This is a genomic window from Yersinia antarctica (assembly GCF_056636475.1).
The window spans coordinates 4,670,249-4,690,482 of record NZ_JBSJQF010000001.1; the positions used below are offsets into that span (position 1 = coordinate 4,670,249).

Consider the following 20,234-nt stretch of genomic DNA (forward strand, 5'->3'; position numbering starts at 1 on the left):
CGACCAATACTGTCTAAGTGATCTGTCGCTACAAAACGACGTTATAACTCATCATTGTTTTTCTTTATGTTTATCATAATCTTATATGTCTCTGTTTGGAGACAAAGCCTCTGCCTTTTGTCGCAAAAAACCAACACCTATTCTTTTACCTGATAAATCACCAGTCTGGTCACCCTATAGGACTAATTTGATCAAAGGGTGCCAACAAAGGTTCTAATACAAGGAGGACAGACTGTGAGGTCGGATTAGCGACCGTCAATACAACAGGATGAAAAGAGAGGGCTATGATGGGGAATCGATATTATACCGACGAAAAAAAACCCCGCATTGCGGGGTTTCTTCTGAAATTGGTCGGCGAGAGAGGATTCGAACCTCCGACCCACTGGTCCCAAACCAGTTGCGCTACCAAGCTGCGCTACTCGCCGATTTCTTACTGTTGACTCTACATGGTCTTTCGACCTATGTCCATGTAAATATTAATGAATATCTACATGTTTGTGTGGTGCGAAGGGAGGGACTTGAACCCTCACGTCCGTAAGGACACTAACACCTGAAGCTAGCGCGTCTACCAATTCCGCCACCATCGCATGTTCCACAAAATTTGGGGTGGCTAATGGGGCTCGAACCCACGACAACTGGAATCACAATCCAGGGCTCTACCAACTGAGCTATAGCCACCATAACTTCTTTACAGCTTACTTCGTCGTACGCGGCAATCTTACCACCGCAGCTCTTGCACACAAAATTAATGGTGCGCCCGACAGGATTCGAACCTGAGACCTCTGCCTCCGGAGGGCAGCGCTCTATCCAGCTGAGCTACGGGCGCTTAGCGCCGTTGCGGGTGAGGATACTACGGTTTTAATACTTGGCTGTCTAGTGCTTTTTTAGAAGAAATGGTGTGTTTGCTTACGCTTTGCACACTCTGCCGCAAAAGTTAGCCATTAATAGCCCCCCCTTGCCTTGTTCGCTGGTTTTCCCCCCATGTCAGGGTAGTTGTCGCCTCTAACTGAAAACATCCAAGGGGCTGGAGACAACAAGAATGAAAACGTATTCACCTGAGCTTAAAGCCGCTGTGATTGCCAGAATGATGCCACCACACAATCAGCCGGTTGTTCAGATTGCACGCTCTGAGGGGATCCCTGTCAATACGCTTTACACCTGGCGCTCCAAGGCAGGTATTTCGACCGCGAGCACCCACGTTGAGGTAAAAACCCCGCAGCAATGGTCCCGTGAGGCTCGTTTTGCCATCCTGGTTGAAACGGCACCTCTTTCCGCCCATGCTGTTGCTGAGTACTGTCGCCGTAAAGGGCTCTACCCTGAGCAAATTCAGCAGTGGAAGAATGAGATAATGCAGCCAGATCCGCGTGAAGAGAAAGCACTCGTCAAGAAACAGCAAAACGAAATTCATCAGCTTAAGCGTGAAATTGCCCGCAAGGATAAGGCGTTGGCTGAGGCTGCGGCATTGCTGATATTGCAAAAAAAGTTCAAGGCGTTGTTCGTCGAGGAAAACGGGGACGAATGACGCCGACTCCGGACAGGCTGCGATTGATGACAATCGTAAAGGAAGCCGTTGCTGCAGGCGCGAGGCTGAGCGAGGCTTGCCAGTCTATTGGGCTTAGTGAGCGAACATTACAGCGTTGGGGAAAAGGGACGCATGACCGCAGACCCACGGCGTCACGGCCCATCCCGAAGAACAAACTCACTGCCGAAGAGGAACAACAGGTTTTAGCCCTCTGTCATGAACTGCGGTTCGCCAGCCTGCCACCGACGCAAATCGTTCCTTTGTTGGCGGATGAAAAGCGCTATATCGCCAGTGAGTCAACGTTTTATCGGATACTAAGACGTGCTGGCGAAACAACGCACCGTGGTCGGCAGAGGGTAGCGCAAAGCAAGCCGCTATCGACCTGGAGGGCGACGGCACCGAATCAGGTGTGGTCATGGGATATTACCTGGCTGAGGTCGCTGACGGCAGGACACTGGTTCTATCTGTACCTGATAGAAGACGTGTTCAGCCGCAAAATCGTCGGTCACGAGGTTCACTTGGTTGAAAGTGGTGAGCATGCGGCAGAGCTGATGAATCGGACAGTGCTGAGCGAACGCTGTTGGCAGGAGCCGCTGGTACTGCATGCGGATAACGGAGCCCCGATGAAGTCACAGGTGCTGCAGGTAAAGCTTGCGGAACTTAAGATAACCCCGTCGCACAGCCGGCCACGGGTGAGCAACGATAACGCGTATGTTGAATCGCTGTTCAGGACGTTGAAATACGTGCCGAGCTGGCCGGAGAAGGGCTTCGCGACGCTGGAGGATGCGCAGGCGTGGGTAGAAACCTTCGTTGGCTGGTATAACGAAGAACATCGGCACAGTGGTATCCGTTACGTCACACCAGGGCAACGACACAGAGGTGAAGATCGGGCACTACTGGCGCAGCGTAAATCGGTCTATGAAGCGGCGAAAATGCAGAATCCACATCGGTGGTCAGGTTCAACGAGAAACTGGCACCGGCAGGATGAGGTCTGGTTAAATCCGGAACGTGAAACGTTGGCCGCATGAATTAACTGAGGCGACAACTACCTTGACACGCGCCGTTTTATAGACGTTTTATCCCCTTCATACTTGAAGCCGCAAGGATGTTCACTGCTCTCGGTACCCGACCCTTCCATGGACCGGGCCTCTACAAGACTACTTACTGCAAACAGCATTCAAATCGGTTCCCAGCAGATTCGTCATTCGCTTGCGGCCTACCTACAACGCCAATTACTTTGGAGATGTTTCAGCAACGTTGTGTTTATGCATTCTCAGTCCGAAATAACATGCCGACACCAATCCAAGGAAAATCACCCCGACTAACAAAGATAAACGGGTATCAGGGTTAATCCCCATCCCGACCAGTACACATATCAAGAAAGCGATAGTTAGATAGTTTACATACGGGAACATGATGGATTTAAACGGATGCTGCTTTAACGCTTCTTTATGTACCTGGCGGAAACGCAGCTGGCTAACGAGGACCACAAACCACGGCACCATGCCCGGTAATACACTGGCACTGTAAACATAGACAAACACCTGCTGTGGATTTGGAATAATGTAATTAAGGCTTGACCCCACCAGCAGACACAGAATCGTCACCGCAATACAGTAAACTGGCACACCGCTGGCCGACAGCTTAGTCAGGCAGGCAGGTAACTGGCGATTTTTCGCCAGTGCATACAACATACGCCCGCCGCTATACATACCGCTGTTACAGCCTGACAGTGCCGCAGTCAGCACCACGAAGTTAATAATACCCGCAGCTGAAACTATCCCAATCTTGGCAAATGTCAGGACAAACGGGCTGCCTTCCGTGCCGATACCATTCCACGGGAAGATAGTGACAATGACAAATATCGCGCCAACATAGAAAATCAGGATGCGCCATAAAATATTATTAATGGCTCGCTTTAATGTCACTTGCGGGTTTTTAGCCTCACCGGCGGTGATACCCACCAGCTCAACCCCCTGATAGGACGCCACCACAATACACAAAGCAAACATGAATCCTTTCCACCCGCCGGCAAAAAAGCCGCCATGGGCTGTCAGGTTATCAAAACCAATCGCTTGTCCGTGATTACCAAAACCGAAGAAGATAACCCCCAACCCCACCAGAATCATCACAATGATGGTGGTAACCTTGATCATCGCGAACCAGAACTCCAGCTCACCATATAATCTGACCGCCGCCAGATTAGCCAGCGCCACTATGGCCACCCCGGCAATCGCAGGTAGCCATTGTGGAATTTCTGGGAACCAAAACTGAACGTATACCCCAATCGCGGTAATTTCTGATATCCCTACCGCTATCCACATAAACCAATAACCCCAAGCCGTTAGATAGCCGAAATAGGGGCTAAGATACTTATGGGCATAGACGGCAAAGGAGCCGGCAACCGGCTCCAGATAAAGCATTTCGCCCATGGCCCGCATAATAAAGAATACAAATAAGCCAGCAATGATATAAGCCAGCAATACCGAAGGCCCGGCCCATTTTAGGGTGCTGGCGGACCCCATAAACAACCCGACGCCAATTGTCCCACCTAACGCTATCAGTTCGATATGCCGGGCTTCCAACCCACGGTGTAATCCTTTTTTCTCTTCGTTATCTGCCATATATCCTCTGTGAACTGATGATGTGTCTGCTCCGGCTTTCCCGGTTGTTTTTATTAATTAATCTATTGTTTTTATTAAAAATAGACGTTTTTCACACAAAAAAATCTAACGACTGCACCAACGTGTTCAGCCTAATGATGACTACTTTAATTTATGCAAGTTAACGAATAGGGAAACCACCCACAATAAAAGGCGATTATGAGCACATAACCCTAACCGGCCGGTATCCTTCCGTATCTGGGTCAGATTAGCAAACAGGAAACTAAAACTTTATGGAATAAAAATTAAAGAATCGATTCCAAAATGGAATTAAGGCGTGATGATATTGGTAGAAGGAATAAATGCGAGAGGTTTTATAACAGCAGGGTTGGTGAAACCCTGCCCAAAAGACAATATTACAGACGGCCGCTGTAATAATAACCAACAAACTTAAGCAACTTGAACTGACGCCGGATACGACTTGGTTGCGCCAGCAGGCGATAAAGCCACTCCAGCCCCATGTTCTGCCATATCTTAGGTGCACGTTTGACATGACCGGTAAAGACGTCATAGGTGCCACCAACGCCCATATACAGTGCATCGGGATAGAACTTACGGCAGTCACGCATAAACATTTCCTGTTTAGGCGATCCCATGGCGACAGTCACTATCGCCGCGCCACTAGCCGCTATTCTCGCAAACAGGGCTTCGCGCTGCTCTGGTGTAAAATAGCCATCCTGGCTACCCACCAGATTCACATTCCATTGCGCGCGTAATTTAGCTTCAGTTTCTGCCAACACGTCAGGTTTACCGCCCACCAAAAAGACCGGCGTCCCTTGCTGCCCGGCACGCTGCATGAGTGCTTCCCACAAATCTGCACCCGCTACCCGTGACAGCTTCGCCTGTGGGTATTTACGACGAATCGCACGCACCATACTGATACCGTCGGCATACAGATATTCAGCCTCGGTGATCAACTCACGCAACGCCGCATCATCCTCAGCTTTGAGCAGTTTCTCTGCGTTCATTGCCACCAGCGTTCCGGTCTTCACCGGGCCGCTGCTTAGCAAATGATCCAGCGTTTGAGCCATATCACGAAAGCCCCAAATCTCGAAACCACGGACATTATATTTTGGAATAACAGTATTCGGTTCCATTACGATCCTTACAGTTGGCGGCCCGTTTCAGGAGTGGATGAACGCTTCGGCTTGTTAACCCGACGCTGTAACTGTTGCGTTATCAAACCCGCGGTATCGAACAACCAATACAACAATTTTGCCAGTACCAGACAGGCACCAAAAATCACGCAGAAAAACACCACGCGTGACACAAACGAATCTAATCCTTCCCGTGCCAATACAATGATGTTAAATACCGCACCAAAACAGAAACTTTGCAGAATTGCCGCTTTATAACGGTTGTTTTCTGCTTTGCCTTGTTCGTAGAGCCAATCGAACCATTTAATGATTAATCCTACGACAATAGCACCCAGTGGAATAAACAGCACCCCGCCCATTACCACCAAAGAACCGATCAGGGTTGGAGAGATAGCCAGCCCGGAGTGATTATCCAGCACATCCCAAGTAAAGTAATTGGCGGTATTAAGTACCAAGTCTGGACGCTCCGGCCAAAGCGAACTGGGAATAAAGACATAAAAATCACGAATAATCGGTGCCAGCCCTTGGAAATCTATTTTGTCGTAGTTTTGTAGCAGCAGCCCTAGGTTTTCCCACGGCGAGAAGGTATCCCGTGTCAGGTAGAGGAAAGTGTAAAACGCCTCTGCGCCGTTCACATCCAAACCATAGCGTTTCAGGGCCAGCCAGAACATACCAACAATCCCAAAGACACCTGCCGCAGCCAACATCCACAAGGTTATCCAACCGCGAACGATACCGATAAACAGGAATAATGAGAACGCGATAATGATATTAGCGCGGGTACCGCCGACGATAACATAGGTCAGGATGCCAAACGCCACCGTGCTTGCCAGGAAGAAAAACCAGGCGCGCATATCTTGTTTCAAGAAATAGACCACCAACATCGCCGGGATAAAGAAGTAGAAAAAGCGCTTCAGTGCCACACCCGAAACATCACTGGAGAAGATTTTGCTGTAGGAATCGAGCTTAAACAACAGGAAACCATTTTGCATAAAGAAGATGCCGACAGTGCCAATAGCCACCAGTGCCAACAGTATCCAGGTCAGATTAGTTTCCACCCGATTCATGGTGAATACCGGCGCCCGTGGCTGGCTGCGCGGCTTAGTCAGGCGAGTTTTGTAACTCACATAATAAATGCCATAAAAGGCCGTGGCCGACAGCATTGCATACAATAAGTACTCAACCGGCACCACCGCGACCCCGAACTGAAACACCAGCATACAAGTCAATGGGAAGCCAAAATAGAAAGTCAGCAGGTAAAGCATTGAAAACAGCACATTGAAGTTAAAACGAACCCGCCGAAACTCCTGATAGGTTAATGTCAGGATAAAAATAACTGCCATCAGATAGACGCAGAAAAGACCACCAAATTGCCCCAGCGTCATGGGTGTTCTCCTGCGGCCAACGCCAGCGCCTGCTGCCAACCTTCGATATAATTTGGATTAAAGAAAGCGATAGATTGCTTATCCAGCCCGGCTAATTGGCGTTGTGCCTCACGGATCAACGGCTCATCCAATGAGTCACCATAGAAAAGTACCGGAATATGCTGCTCAGCCAAGTCTTGCCAGAAAGGGTTTTTGCGACTCAAGACAAAAGGCACACCAAATTGCGTTAATAAACATAAGGTGCCGATACCTTGCTGCCGATTAAAAATAAAATAGCCCAAATCGCATTCACGCAGGATATTCAGATAATCATCGAACGGGATCTGTTCTGTCAGGAGACGCAGATTTTCTGCGGCAAACAGCGCCAGCCCAGCTTGCCTGACCTGCTCGATATACAGCTCATTATTAGCCGGATACCCCATCGGCAGAATAACCCGGGCATCAGGGCCAAATTGCTGATGAATGGCCTGCAACGCCTCGATATGACGATTGGTGGTATCACCAGAGTTCCCCACCAGAATAGTCATCGGGCCAGCTAACGACTTTTCGATGTTAACCCCCGTCAATGCCGGATCCATACGGGTTGGGAAATAGAGCAACGATGCGGGCACCCGAGGATGACGCTGCTGAAAATGGATTAAGTCGCCACGGGTCGCAAAAACATGACCAACCCGCCCTTGAGCAATACGGCGCAACAGGTAAAACAGGCGAAACTTCCAGCTTTTGGCATCTTCATATAAATCAGCGCCCCAAATATGCCAGTAAACCTGGCGTGGCTTGATTTTGCCACTCAGTAGGGCCAGCCACAGGGTGGCATTAAACTGACCATGCCAGAAGAAGCGCGTGCTGCGATCAGCTTGTGCACGGGCGATAACCGCCTCAGCCAAAGCTTTCTTGCTGCTGTGCGTTTCGATATCCAACTGAGGGAATGACGAAAAAGGTGCTGTCTCTTTTGCCGCGACCATAAAATGCCGCACCTGTTCTATCGGCGTACGCGTTGCCAGCACGTCATTAAAGAAGCGCAGCACAGTCAGATTATGGTGCGGGATATCAGATCCCAGTACATGAATCAGGGTTGTCATTTTTTTCTACTGTAAAGAGTGTCTACGGTGATGAATGTCTACGATACATAATGAATACGCAGCTACAGAGCGCAAAATAGACGATATAAGTTGCCATATAGGCCTGTGCTGCACCTAAAGAGCCATTCATTGGAATTAACCAATGGGCAAACCCGGTCAACAGTAAGAACTGACTCACTTCCGTCAGAATGTAAAAGCGCAAAGAGGCTTTGGCAATCACCAGATAGCCAAACACATACGACCCGACTTTCAACACATCGCCCACCAACTGCCAGGCAAAAAGGTCACGCATGGCGGTAAACTGGTGCGAAAACAGCAGCCAGATAGCAAAATCACGTAACAGCCACACCATCAAACTGGCGGTCGCCACTGCCGGTAAGACAAACTTCAGTGAGCGCAGGATTTCACGAGAGATATCCGCTTTAGCTTTGAGCCTTGAGAGTGTGGGTAGCAAATAGACCGTAAATGACGCCGTAATAAATTGTAGATAAGCATCTGAAATACTGCTTACCCCCTGCCAGATCCCGACGGCATCCCAACCATACTGATCTGCCAGCAAGTTACGCATCATCACATAGGCGACTGGCAAGGTCACTGAGGTAATCAGTGCCATGATGGTAAACTTACCTAAATGGCTGGCTAATGCCTTGTCCCAGCTAAGTTTAAGATAACTTAGGGGGATAGTCTTGCGGCGAATCAGCATGGCTGCCGCAGGTATCACCACCAGCGCGGGGACTAATGCCAACCCCACTAATGCGCCGGGATAACCGCCGATACGAAAGCAAAGATAATACGCCACGACACCAATCAGACTGCCGCCTATCACCGCCAGCGCATTACCCATGGCGTCGCGATAGCCTTTGAGGATCGCCAGAAACAGGTTGGCGTAGGCAATACCCATCTGGATAAGCGCCACTGCGCGCACCACATTCTGGTAATCCCCATGGCCGAATAACGCAAAACTAACAGGTTTAGCTGCCAGCAAAAAAATTAACGCCAGCAGAGTGGAGAACCCCAACACTATCGCTGAAGAGGTACCCAGCACCGCACGTAAACGTTCAGGTTGTTGATGATATTCAGCAACATACTTAGTAATACCGTTAAAGATACCCGCGCCGGAGAGCACGCCTAATACCGTAATTAGCTGGCGAAAATTACCTGCCTGCCCAACGCCGCTGGGACCAAAGGTCACCGCCAGCAGCTTAACCACTAACAACCCTACGCCGATTTTAATCAGCGTAGAGCCAGCAGTCCAAATCGATGCTTTTGCCAGAGACATATCAGGCGAAGAAACTCAGAACAGTATTAATGACCGTTTTCTGATTCACATCAGTCAGGTTAAAGAAGATAGGCAAGCGAACCAGACGCTCACTCTCCTTAGTGGTAAAGCGGTCTTCACCCGCCATACGGCCAAATGCCTCACCTGCCGGGCAACCATGCAACGGAATATAATGGAATACCGCCATAATCTCAGCTTCTTTTAAGTAGCTGATAAAATTAGAACGATCGTCAATATCGCGTAGTTTGATATAAAACATATGCGCATTTTGCGCCACATCACCGGGGATCACTGGCAAATCAATGCGCCCAGCATCAGCCAACGGTTTGAAAGCATCATAATAGGTTTGCCACAGCGCCAAACGGCGTTGGTTAATCTGTTCTGCGGCTTCCAACTGGCCCCACAGATACGCGGCCTGTAAGTCAGACATCAGATAGCTAGAGCCGATATCACGCCAGGTATATTTATCGACCTGCCCACGGAAGAACTGGCTACGGTTGGTACCTTTTTCGCGAATGATTTCAGCGCGATCTATCAGTAACGGGTCATTAATGAGCGTCGCGCCACCTTCACCGCCAGCCGTGTAATTCTTGGTTTCATGGAAACTAAAGCAGCCGATATGGCCAATAGTCCCCAACGCTTTGCCTTTGTAGGTGGACATCACGCCCTGAGCGGCATCTTCTACCACAAACAAATTATACTTTTTCGCCAACGCCATAATGGTATCCATCTCACAGGCAACACCGGCATAATGGACTGGCACGATAACCTTGGTTTTATCGGTAATCGCTGCTTCAATCTTGGTTTCATCGATATTCATGGTATCTGGGCGGATATCGACAAACACCATTTTTGCCCCACGCAGCACAAAGGCATTCGCGGTGGAAACAAAGGTGAAACTCGGCATGATCACTTCGTCGCCGGGTTTGATATCCAGTAACAACGCAGCCATTTCCAGTGAGGCGGTGCAAGAAGGTGTCAGTAAAACTTTCGGACAACCGAAACGCTGCTCCATCCACTGCTGACAGCGACGGGTAAACCCACCATCACCGCATAATTTACCGCTAGCCATCGCGGCCTGCATATAACCAAGTTCGGTGCCTACTACCGGTGGAGCGTTAAATGGAATCATCTCATCCCCTGCATAACCAATACGCGGTGCTCTCAATAGCAGCACCACTGCGAATATAAAGACGTAAAGCAGCAATATTGCTCATCTGTGTGGCTACCCGTAATCGCTGTAACCCATGACTCTGGCACCACTGCTTTGCCGCCGACATTAACGATGAACCAACACCTTTACCCTGTGCCTCGGGGAATACCGCCAACAAGCCAATACGCGCACTGCCATCTTGCAAGTCTCGTAGCGTCACAAACCCCGCTGGCTGGCCCAACGTATCAGTCACCAATAAACATTGATGGTCGAACGTGCCCAATACGGCTTTTTCTGCCCACAATGCATAAAATCGGCCACTGTCCTGCGGGTCATACCACGGCGCACGGAAACGACTTAATGCAAAGGCATTGGTGGCGACGCTGCGCAATTGCGGGATATCCGCCGCCGTTGCAACTCGGTGTCTGGATACAGTGACATCTGCCTCAGATAAAGCATTTTCCGTGCCAATTACATTTTTTACATCAATGGCTAACGAGAGATCGACTTCTCCTTCAACCAGATGGAAATCAAGTTGACCAAGAGAGTCAATGAGATCAAGGCGATGGGTAGGTACTTTAGCTTGGGTAAGCGTAAAAGCGTCCAACTCAGCCGGATTAAGCTGCGAGGCTGAGTCGGAGAAAATCAGTTTTGCACTGTGGCGCTGGAAAAATTCACTTTCCCAGTCCAAGGGCTCAATACTGGCGTGGACGGGCATGTAACAGATCCAATAGATATTTGCCGTAACCGGTTTTGGCTAGTGCAGTCGCCGCACGCCTGACACCGTCATCATCCAACCAGCCATTACGCCAGGAGATCTCTTCCAGACAGGCAATTTTGAAACCTTGACGTTTTTCAACGGTTTGTACAAAGGTACTGGCCTCAATCAGGCTGTCATGCGTTCCTGTGTCCAGCCAGGCAAAACCACGGCCTAAGAGCTCAACGGTTAATTCATCACGTTCCAGATACATCTGGTTGATACTGGTAATTTCCAGTTCACCACGCGACGATGGTTTAACTTTTTTAGCAAAATCAACAACTTGGTTATCATAAAAATAAAGCCCGGTCACCGCCCATTTGGATTTAGGCTGACTTGGTTTCTCTTCGATAGACAACGCGCGGAAATTGTCATCAAACTCCACCACACCAAAACGCTCGGGATCCATCACCTGATAACCGAAAACGGTTGCCCCTTTGGTCCTTTCCGCCACATGTTTCAGTTTCGGGCTAAAACCTTGACCAAAGAAGATATTATCGCCAAGAACCAAGCAGCAAGGTTCATTGCCGATAAATTCTTCCCCGATAATAAATGCCTGTGCCAATCCGTCGGGACTCGGTTGTGCGGCATAACTCAGATGAATACCAAACTCATCACCATTACCCAGCAAGCGCTGAAACGACGGCAAATCTTCTGGGGTGGAAATAATCAAGACGTCACGGATCCCTGCCAGCATCAGCACTGACAGCGGATAGTAAATCATCGGTTTATCATAGACGGGAAGCAGTTGCTTAGAAACGCCACGGGTGATGGGGTGCAAACGGGTACCAGAACCACCAGCCAGAATTATGCCTTTCATACGATCTCCTGAAACATACAATCTCCTGAAACCATCAGGCAGACGTTATACACAGGCAAAACATCATGCAAACTACTGGATGACGTCATCCCAGTGATTAATAGACTACGAACCTATCGTCAGTCACTTAAGCCCAAACGCTCACCCGCGTAAGAACCATCCTGAACCCGCCGCCACCACGATTCATTATTCAAATACCACAATACGGTTTTGCGGATGCCACTTTCGAAGGTTTCCTGTGGCCGCCAGCCTAATTCCCGCTCAATTTTGCCGGCATCGATGGCATAGCGCATATCATGGCCTGGACGGTCTTTGACATAAGTAATCAGGTCACGGTAATGCACAATTCCGGCCGGTTTGGCGGGGATAAGTTCATCCAGAAGTGTACAAATGGTCTCAACCACCTCAAGATTTTTGCGCTCATTATGGCCGCCAATATTGTATGTTTCGCCCACCACACCTTCGGTAACCACCTGATACAAGGCCCGCGCGTGGTCTTCGACATACAACCAGTCGCGTACCTGTGCGCCATTGCCATACACCGGCAACGGTTTACCCGCCAGTGCATTCAGAATAACCAGTGGTATCAACTTCTCAGGGAAATGATATGGACCATAGTTATTTGAGCAATTAGTTACCAGCGTCGGTAGGCCATAAGTCCGCAACCAGGCACGAACTAAATGGTCACTGGACGCCTTAGACGCTGAATAAGGGCTGCTTGGCGCATAAGGTGTAGTTTCGGTAAACAGATCATCAGTACCGTGCAGATCGCCATATACCTCATCGGTCGAGATATGGTGGAAGCGAAACGCCTGCTTCGCCTCAGCACTCAGTTGCTGCCAGTAATGACGCGCCGCCTCTAACAGGGTGTAAGTGCCCACCACGTTAGTTTCGATAAAGGCCGCAGGGCCATCAATCGAGCGGTCCACATGGCTTTCTGCCGCCAGATGCATCACCACATCCGGCTGATAGTGCGCAAAAACCCGATCCAATTCGGCGCGATCGCAGATATCTACCTGCTCAAACGCATAACGTTCGTTCTGGGCGACAACAGCTAGTGACTCCAGATTACCGGCGTAGGTGAGCTTATCCACCACCACTACGCTGTCTGAGGTACCATCGATAATATGTCTTACCACCGCAGAGCCGATAAAACCGGCCCCGCCTGTGACTAGAATACGTCTCAACGCCATACTCCTTTGGTGTCAACAATCCACGATTGCTTCACATCTTCAGGTTTAATTGCTTTGAATTGGCGGTGATCGACCAACATCACCAGCACATCCGCTTGCTGCAACGCAGTCGCGGTGTCTTTCAGTGTCACGTGACCTGCCAGTGATTTTGGCAGTTGCTCAACATTAGGTTCAACTACCAATGTTTCGCCGATATGCCATTCGGCGATCAAATGGGCAATTTCGACTGCCGGGCTTTCACGCAGGTCATCAATATTGGGTTTAAATGCCAAGCCAAAGCAGGCAATTTTTACTTCAGAGGCGCGCTTATTGGTGGCAGCCAAACAATCAGCAACGGCGGCTTTAACCCGATCCACCACCCACAATGGTTTGCCGTCATTCACCAAACGTGCCGTGTGGATCAAGCGTGCCAATTGTGGATTCTGTGAAACGATAAACCATGGATCAACCGCGATACAGTGACCGCCCACACCTGGACCTGGCTGCAAAATATTTACGCGTGGGTGACGGTTCGCCAGGCGAATCAGTTCCCACACATTGATGCCCTGCTCATCACAAATCAGTGACAACTCATTGGCAAAAGCAATGTTAACGTCGCGGAAGCTGTTTTCCGTCAGCTTACACATCTCAGCGGTGCGGGAGTTAGTCACCACACATTCGCCTTCGAGGAAGATTTTATACAACTCACTGGCACGGGCGGAGCATTTCGGCGTCATACCACCGATAACGCGGTCATTCTGAATCAGTTCAACCATGACCTGACCGGGTAACACACGTTCAGGGCAGTAGGCGATGTTGATATCAGCATCTTCACCGGCTTGCTGTGGGAAGCTCAGATCCGGGCGCACTTCAGCCAGCCATTGGGCCATTTGTTCAGTCGCACCAACTGGAGAGGTGGATTCCAGAATGACCAGATCACCTTTTTTCAATACTGGGGCGATAGATTTAGCGGCTGATTCAACATAAACCATATCCGGTTCGTGATCGCCTTTAAACGGTGTCGGTACGGCAATAAGAAACGCATCAGCTGCCAGCGGTTTGGTCACCGCTTGCAGGTAACCGCCTTCAACAGCAATCTTCACCACTTTATCTAAATCCGGCTCCACGATATGGATAGCACCGCGATTAATGGTTTCAACAGCATGGGCGTTGACATCAACCCCAATCACTTTCTTCTTGCGCGACGCGAAAGCAGCAGCAGTTGGCAGACCAATGTACCCAAGACCGATAACAGAAATAGTTTCAAAACTCATAACGTCACCTGATGATTCTTTAAAGCTTCAAGGATGCGTTGACAGGCATGCCCGTCACCGTAAGGATTATGCGCCCGTGTCATTTGATGATAGGCAGTTTCATCAGTGAGCAAGCGGGTCACTGCATCGACAATTTTATTAATATTAGTGCCAACCAACAGAACCGTACCGGAATCGACTGCTTCCGGGCGTTCGGTGGTATCACGCATCACCAGCACCGGCTTACCTAATGAAGGCGCTTCTTCCTGAATACCGCCAGAATCGGTCAGGATCAGGTAAGCGTGGTTCATCAGATAAACGAATGGCAAGTAATCTTGCGGGTCAATCAGAATGATATTATCAATACCCTTCAAGATACGATTGACCGGCTCACTGACATTCGGGTTGAGATGCACCGGATAAACCACCTGCACCTCGGGGTGCTTAAGGGCAATTTCAGCTAACGCACTGCAAATCCGCTCAAAACCACCACCAAAGCTCTCACGACGGTGACCCGTGACCAAAATCATCTTCTTACTGGTATCAAGGAACGGGTAGCGTTGCGCCAGGCTGGAGCGTAACTCCGGGTTATTCATCACCCGATCCCGCACCCAGAACAGCGCATCGATCACCGTATTGCCGGTGACAAAAATGCGGTTCGCCGGTACCATCTCACGGAGCAGGTTTTGGCGGGAATTCTCGGTCGGCGCGAAATGGTACATAGCAAGATGCCCCGTCAGTTGACGGTTGGCCTCTTCCGGCCACGGAGAATAGAGATTCCCTGTGCGCAATCCAGCCTCGACGTGGCCGACAGGAATACGGTGATAAAATGCTGCCAGGCTGGTTGATAGTGTCGTGGTCGTATCGCCATGAACCAAAATAACGTCTGGCTTAAATTCTGCTAGAACAGGCTTTAACCCTTCCAAAATACGGCAGGTTATTTCCGTCAATCCCTGTCCCGGTTTCATGATATTTAAATCATAGTCCGGTTGAATCTCAAATAAGCGTAACACTTGATCCAGCATCTCGCGATGCTGGGCCGTCACGCAGACTCTCGATTCAAAGGCTTCATCCTGAGCCAAGGCATGCACCAGAGGAGCCATCTTAATGGCTTCAGGCCGGGTGCCAAAAACAGTCAACACTTTCACAGTGAATCTCTTTAAGGTCAGTTAGCCGCAGACAACGCCTGCAAGTTGGGCGCACAATGCGCCCATTAACGATTTATACTCTTTTTACCTGGCGCTGCTACATGGCCGTTTTACCCGACGGCAACGCCAATGAATTACGCTGGTATACTGGTACGACGAACCAACACCACCCCAGCCCCAACCAGTGCACCAATCGCACCCCACATAATCAGCAGGAAAATACGGCGCGGACTATCACGGGTAACTGGATCTTCCGGTGTACGTAAGTAGCGATATGTCTGGAACGTTTTATCCAACGTTGGACCGACGTTCAATGTTGCCAGCATGGCACGGTTCTGATCGTAATCAATATCAAAACTTGGTCCGGTAGCCTGTAATGTTTCCAAACGGGCTTCAAGCATCGGTTTACCCAGCATAAACATCTTGGAATCTGGTAACTGCTCTGCCGGAGTATCTGTTTGGTTTCGGTTAATTCCTTGCTGACCTGCGACTTTCAATGCTTGCTTAACTGCCGTCACTTCACGATCAAACACCGCTTGAGCGACCGCTTCTTGCCGTTTAACTTGTGCTTTCATCGATTGAGTACGAGCCGCCCATGCCCCTTGAATCTCATCATTCAAATGGCTAGCTGCACGCTGACTGGCAAAATCAATATAACCACGGAGTAATTTATTGGAATCACTGGCCGTTTCTGCCGTCAATTTAATGCTGTCATTCAGCATTTTCTTGTCATCGCGTGGGGTGAAAACAATATTGTTTATCAGCTCATCCAGTAATGCGGCATCAGCCTTGGCATCACCTTCCAGACGCTGTTTGTAGTAATCACTTTGCAGCCAGAAATCACGACGGGTATCGTAAGCCGCAAGTTGGGTAATAAACTCACCATAAGCTTCGTCAGAGATACCGGGTTGCTCACTGGCAACTCCGCTATTGATGCGAGTATCCAGATTACGTAAAAACTGCTGCTGAGAATAAAAACCACCCAAATTATTGACTGTTGGCCGGTCAGTAATGGCTGTTGCACTCCACTGTTGTTTCACCAGATAGGAAACACCCAGCGCGATTGCAGCAAAAAGAATTGCCATACCGATAATCCACACCTTACCGCGCCAAAGAGTACGGAACAGGCTGCGGATATCTAATTCGTTATCCACAGTAGGCTCATTATGGGTAGACCCTGTTTTATCAGTCGACATCGATTCTGGTTTCATCACTGCCTAAAAGCCTCAGGTTAAGATTCATGCTTATTTTGCGATGCACGACGCATCCGACGCTTCATCCGTTTGATAAAACGTGCCACACGCCATGCTCGTTTAATGCAGTAGCCATACAACAGAAATGCAAGCAAGAATAATGCCAACATCACCCATTCAGGGACAAATGTCAGCCTTTCGCCAATAACACCAATCGCCGCTAACAACGCTGCCGCCAGTGTAATTAAGACAAATGCCTGCCGTGAGGTAAAACCGGCACGCATAATCAAGTGGTGGATATGTTGACGGTCTGGTGAGAAAGGACTCATTCCTTTACGTAAACGTCGGTACATGATGGCAATCATATCCATCAATGGAATTGCAATAATCCATAATGCAGTCACCGGGTTAATCGGATGGGAATTCCCTTGTGTGGTTTGCAGCAACATCCAAATAGCGGTGAAGCCAATTAGCGTACTGCCCGCATCACCCATAAAGACTTTATAGCGACGCCCTAATAACCCAAGGTTTAACAGAATATAAGGCAAGATAGCGGCTATCATGGCAAAGCACCATAATGCCAATGCCATCAGCCCGCTTTGATACAATAGAATACCCATGGCACCGAAGGAGACACAAGACAACCCCCCCAGTAAACCATCAATACCATCCACCATATTGAAAGCATTTATCGCTGCCCACACCGCGAACAGTGTGACGACATAGCCAAATGGCCCTAATGACATCTCCCACGGACCAAAAGCATGTCCCAGGCTCCGCAAATAGAGCCCTGCGACTACCATCATGGCGATACCCACCAATGCCTGAACAAAGGCACGGATTTTTACACTGATATCAAAGCGATCATCTAAAGCACCAATGAACACCAATAAACCGGCGCAACCGAGATAGAGTCGGAAATGAGGGATCTGCTGATTGGTTATCAGAAAGGTAAAACAAATACCCGCAAACACGGATATTCCGCCCACTAATGGAATCAACCCTTGGTGACGTTTGCGATAATTAGGTTTATCAACAAGTCCGATTTTCTTGGCAACTTTGCGAGCAACAAATAAAAATGCCAGAGAAAACAGGAATATAACAAATATCTCAGTACTCATAGTGAGTAAGTTCACGTTTAACCGCTCTCTGCAAAAATGATACGACAGCTTAGCATGCGGCTTGGCACATACCATGCCTTCCCCACGCTTTCAGTTATTTCCGAATATGATGACAGCCTTGCTTGTTATTCCCAACTCTATTTTTTGCTATTTTCTCATTGGTAATGAGAATAACTACCAAAATAGCCATAAATTATGGAATGCCCATCACTTAATGGATAACAAACCCAACTATCGTATATTCCAAAAGCAAAAAACACCACGACTGTGCGTGGCGTTTTGACTGATTTTACTCGACTTACGAACGTCTCATATTATCGAAGAACTGATCGTTAGTTTTCGCTGTTGCCAGTTTACTGATGAGGAACTCCATCGCATCGATTTCACCCATTGGATGAAGAATACGGCGCAAGATCCACATTTTTTGCAGCTCTTCAGTGGTGGTCAGCAGCTCTTCTTTACGTGTACCAGAGCGGTTGAAATCGATGGCTGGGAACACACGTTTTTCGGCAATTTTGCGCGATAAATGCAGTTCCATGTTGCCGGTACCTTTAAATTCTTCATAGATAACTTCATCCATTTTAGAACCGGTATCAACCAATGCCGTGGCAATGATGGTCAGGCTACCGCCCTCTTCAACATTACGTGCAGCACCAAAGAAACGCTTAGGACGATGCAAGGCGTTAGCATCCACACCACCTGTCAGCACTTTGCCTGAAGCAGGAACTACGGTGTTGTATGCTCGGGCCAGACGAGTAATGGAGTCCAGCAAGATGATAACGTCTTTTTTGTGCTCAACCAGACGTTTCGCTTTCTCGATAACCATTTCAGCTACCTGAACGTGACGGGATGCTGGCTCATCAAAAGTGGAAGCAATAACTTCACCCTTAACCAGACGTTGCATCTCAGTCACTTCTTCAGGACGTTCGTCAATCAGCAATACCATCAAGACGCAATCAGGGTGATTGTAAGCAATGCTGGTAGCGATGTTCTGCAACAGCATAGTTTTACCCGCTTTAGGCGGTGCCACAATCAGACCACGTTGACCGCGACCGATTGGCGAGGCCAAATCAAGTACACGGGCAGTTAAATCTTCTGTCGAACCATTACCACGTTCCATGCGCAGACGAGAGTTGGCATGTAATGGGGTTAAGTTTTCGAACAGGATTTTGTTACGGGCGTTTTCCGGTTTGTCGTAGTTAACTTCGTTAACTTTTAACAATGCAAAATAACGCTCACCCTCTTTCGGCGGACGAATCTTACCGGCAACGGTATCACCAGTGCGAAGGTTGAAACGGCGAATTTGGCTTGGGGATACATAGATGTCGTCGGGACCGGCGAGGTAGGAGCTGTCTGCAGAGCGGAGGAAACCAAATCCATCCTGCAATATCTCCAATACACCGTCACCGAAGATATCTTCTCCACTTTTCGCGTGCTGCTTAAGAATAGAGAAAATAATATCTTGTTTACGCATCCGGGCCAGGTTTTCCAGCCCCATATTTTCGCCAAGTGTTATCAGATCAGAAACCGGCGTGTTCTTTAATTCGGTAAGATTCATAATGGTGGGTTCTTAAACTCGGGGTATGTCTCGAACTATGGTCGTGAATGGTATGGCAGCGTCATCCGTGCCTGTTTAATGGGACATTCAATCACCGGCCTTGAACAAACTACGCAAGTAATGACTTACGCGGGATTTGCGCGACACAACGGTCAAAAGATTGAAGGTACCTTAGACTGATTTGTAAAACCGTTAGACTGTCAAAAAACTGATTGAGTTCATAATCATTCTCAACACACATTATTTCGACATAGAGTAAAGCTTTAGATTCAAACTATTTAGGTGCTACAGACTATTTATTAGATGCTAAAGAGTAAATTAGATACTAAAGAATAAGCTAGATGCTATAAACCCGGACTCGATACACAGGAATGTTCTATATGCAGTAGAGTAAACTTAACACGCTTCTTTGCAGGCGTCTAGCGGTCAGTGTGAGAAATCACAACTGCCGCTAAACATACCCTACAGCCTTGCAGCCACAGCCGTGTTAGCCGCTATTACAACTCAGCCCATCCATGAACCTCACCTCGTTGAGCCCGCGGCAAACAGTGCTCAAATCTGCTTCTGACAGATTTGTCGCCCGAATCACTAACCTTAGTCAGATCATCGAAGTTCACTTGCTGCAACGCCAACGACTTTGGGTATTGACGGCTAATACCGCTTACAGATTTGCATCCAAGAAGGCTTTAAGCTGGCCTTTAGACAAGGCACCCACTTTGGTGGCCACTACTTCACCGTCACGGAATAACAACAGTGTAGGGATACCACGGATACCGTATTTCGGTGCCGTGCCCTGATTATCATCAATATTCAATTTAGTGATGGTCAGTCTGCCTTCATACTCTTCAGCAATTTCATCCAAAATCGGAGCAATCATCTTGCACGGACCACACCATTCAGCCCAGAAATCGACCAGAACCAGGCCGCTGGCTTTCAGCACGTCAGTGTCGAAGCTGTCGTCACTCAGGTGAATAATTTTATCGCTCATGTTCTACTCCAAAGGATTGTGTCTACCTCGTTGGTGTAGCATT

The 20,234-nt window shown here is 48.7% G+C and carries 16 protein-coding genes and 4 tRNA genes; 1 reads left to right on the forward strand and 19 read right to left on the reverse strand.

Features of this window, described 5'->3' with window-relative positions:
• Window positions 1-348 precede the first annotated feature (348 nt).
• From ACWJJO_RS21550 to ACWJJO_RS21565, 4 genes are all read right to left on the reverse strand, one after another.
• A tRNA-Pro gene (locus ACWJJO_RS21550) sits at window positions 349-425 on the reverse strand.
• 75 nt (window positions 426-500) lie between these two features.
• A tRNA-Leu gene (locus ACWJJO_RS21555) sits at window positions 501-587 on the reverse strand.
• 15 nt (window positions 588-602) lie between these two features.
• Window positions 603-678, reverse strand: a tRNA-His gene (locus ACWJJO_RS21560).
• Window positions 679-749: 71 nt separating this feature from the next.
• A tRNA-Arg gene (locus ACWJJO_RS21565) sits at window positions 750-826 on the reverse strand.
• A 213-nt stretch (window positions 827-1,039) separates the two neighbouring features.
• Here ACWJJO_RS21565 and ACWJJO_RS21570 point away from each other — a divergent pair.
• Window positions 1,040-2,550, forward strand: a protein-coding gene (locus ACWJJO_RS21570) for an IS3 family transposase (RefSeq protein WP_481090522.1) whose coding sequence is annotated in 2 segments (ribosomal slippage) — window positions 1,040-1,475 and window positions 1,475-2,550 — 1,512 coding nt in all. Because the reading frame shifts where the segments join, the coding sequence is not laid out codon by codon here.
• A 204-nt stretch (window positions 2,551-2,754) separates the two neighbouring features.
• Here the strand turns inward: ACWJJO_RS21570 and thrP are convergent.
• The 15 genes from thrP to trxA all read right to left on the reverse strand — a co-directional run bounded on the left by thrP (window position 2,755) and on the right by trxA (window position 20,191).
• Window positions 2,755-4,146: a bifunctional threonine/serine APC transporter ThrP gene (gene thrP, locus ACWJJO_RS21575; RefSeq protein ID WP_083161890.1), complete on the reverse strand. Its 1,392-nt coding sequence runs from the start codon at window positions 4,144-4,146 to the stop codon at window positions 2,755-2,757.
• A 395-nt stretch (window positions 4,147-4,541) separates the two neighbouring features.
• Window positions 4,542-5,282 carry a lipopolysaccharide N-acetylmannosaminouronosyltransferase gene (gene wecG / locus ACWJJO_RS21580; RefSeq protein ID WP_083161888.1) on the reverse strand — a complete coding sequence of 247 codons (741 nt, stop codon included), beginning with the start codon at window positions 5,280-5,282 and terminating at the stop codon, window positions 4,542-4,544.
• A gap of 8 nt (window positions 5,283-5,290) precedes the next feature.
• Window positions 5,291-6,667 (reverse strand): ECA oligosaccharide polymerase, encoded by a 1,377-nt coding sequence (wzyE, locus tag ACWJJO_RS21585; protein WP_083161886.1) that lies wholly within the window; start codon window positions 6,665-6,667, stop codon window positions 5,291-5,293.
• The gene (locus ACWJJO_RS21590) at window positions 6,664-7,749 is read right to left on the reverse strand and encodes a TDP-N-acetylfucosamine:lipid II N-acetylfucosaminyltransferase (protein WP_481091509.1); all 1,086 of its coding nucleotides are present in this window, start codon (window positions 7,747-7,749) and stop codon (window positions 6,664-6,666) included. The genes wzyE and ACWJJO_RS21590 overlap by 4 nt, the downstream gene beginning before the upstream one ends.
• Window positions 7,750-7,771: 22 nt before the next feature.
• On the reverse strand, window positions 7,772-9,028 hold the full coding sequence (wzxE, locus tag ACWJJO_RS21595; RefSeq protein WP_083161882.1) for a lipid III flippase WzxE: 1,257 nt from the start codon (window positions 9,026-9,028) through the stop codon (window positions 7,772-7,774).
• Window position 9,029: 1 nt separating this feature from the next.
• Window positions 9,030-10,160, reverse strand: coding sequence for a dTDP-4-amino-4,6-dideoxygalactose transaminase (rffA, locus tag ACWJJO_RS21600; RefSeq protein ID WP_420073278.1), 1,131 nt, complete (start codon window positions 10,158-10,160; stop codon window positions 9,030-9,032).
• 1 nt (window position 10,161) lies between these two features.
• The gene (gene rffC / locus ACWJJO_RS21605) at window positions 10,162-10,899 is read right to left on the reverse strand and encodes a dTDP-4-amino-4,6-dideoxy-D-galactose acyltransferase (protein ID WP_481091510.1); all 738 of its coding nucleotides are present in this window, start codon (window positions 10,897-10,899) and stop codon (window positions 10,162-10,164) included.
• Complete coding sequence (gene rfbA, locus ACWJJO_RS21610) at window positions 10,877-11,758, reverse strand: glucose-1-phosphate thymidylyltransferase RfbA (protein ID WP_420073276.1); 882 nt, start codon at window positions 11,756-11,758, stop codon at window positions 10,877-10,879. The genes rffC and rfbA overlap by 23 nt, the downstream gene beginning before the upstream one ends.
• A gap of 119 nt (window positions 11,759-11,877) precedes the next feature.
• Window positions 11,878-12,951 (reverse strand): dTDP-glucose 4,6-dehydratase, encoded by a 1,074-nt coding sequence (gene rffG, locus ACWJJO_RS21615; protein ID WP_481091511.1) that lies wholly within the window; start codon window positions 12,949-12,951, stop codon window positions 11,878-11,880.
• The gene (gene wecC, locus ACWJJO_RS21620; protein WP_083161874.1) at window positions 12,942-14,204 is read right to left on the reverse strand and encodes a UDP-N-acetyl-D-mannosamine dehydrogenase; all 1,263 of its coding nucleotides are present in this window, start codon (window positions 14,202-14,204) and stop codon (window positions 12,942-12,944) included. Before wecC ends, rffG begins: the two co-directional genes overlap by 10 nt.
• A complete protein-coding gene (wecB, locus tag ACWJJO_RS21625; RefSeq protein WP_083161872.1) occupies window positions 14,201-15,331 on the reverse strand; it encodes a non-hydrolyzing UDP-N-acetylglucosamine 2-epimerase in 1,131 nt (376 codons plus the stop codon). Before wecB ends, wecC begins: the two co-directional genes overlap by 4 nt.
• 134 nt (window positions 15,332-15,465) lie before the next feature.
• On the reverse strand, window positions 15,466-16,542 hold the full coding sequence (wzzE, locus tag ACWJJO_RS21630; protein ID WP_193784859.1) for an ECA polysaccharide chain length modulation protein: 1,077 nt from the start codon (window positions 16,540-16,542) through the stop codon (window positions 15,466-15,468).
• A gap of 20 nt (window positions 16,543-16,562) precedes the next feature.
• Window positions 16,563-17,660 carry a UDP-N-acetylglucosamine--undecaprenyl-phosphate N-acetylglucosaminephosphotransferase gene (wecA, locus tag ACWJJO_RS21635; RefSeq protein ID WP_083164000.1) on the reverse strand — a complete coding sequence of 366 codons (1,098 nt, stop codon included), beginning with the start codon at window positions 17,658-17,660 and terminating at the stop codon, window positions 16,563-16,565.
• A 283-nt stretch (window positions 17,661-17,943) separates the two neighbouring features.
• Window positions 17,944-19,203, reverse strand: a complete 1,260-nt coding sequence (rho, locus tag ACWJJO_RS21640; protein ID WP_004704159.1) for a transcription termination factor Rho — start codon at window positions 19,201-19,203, stop codon at window positions 17,944-17,946.
• A gap of 661 nt (window positions 19,204-19,864) precedes the next feature.
• Window positions 19,865-20,191, reverse strand: a complete 327-nt coding sequence (gene trxA, locus ACWJJO_RS21645) for a thioredoxin TrxA (RefSeq protein WP_004714235.1) — start codon at window positions 20,189-20,191, stop codon at window positions 19,865-19,867.
• Between the last annotated feature and the right edge of the window lie 43 nt (window positions 20,192-20,234).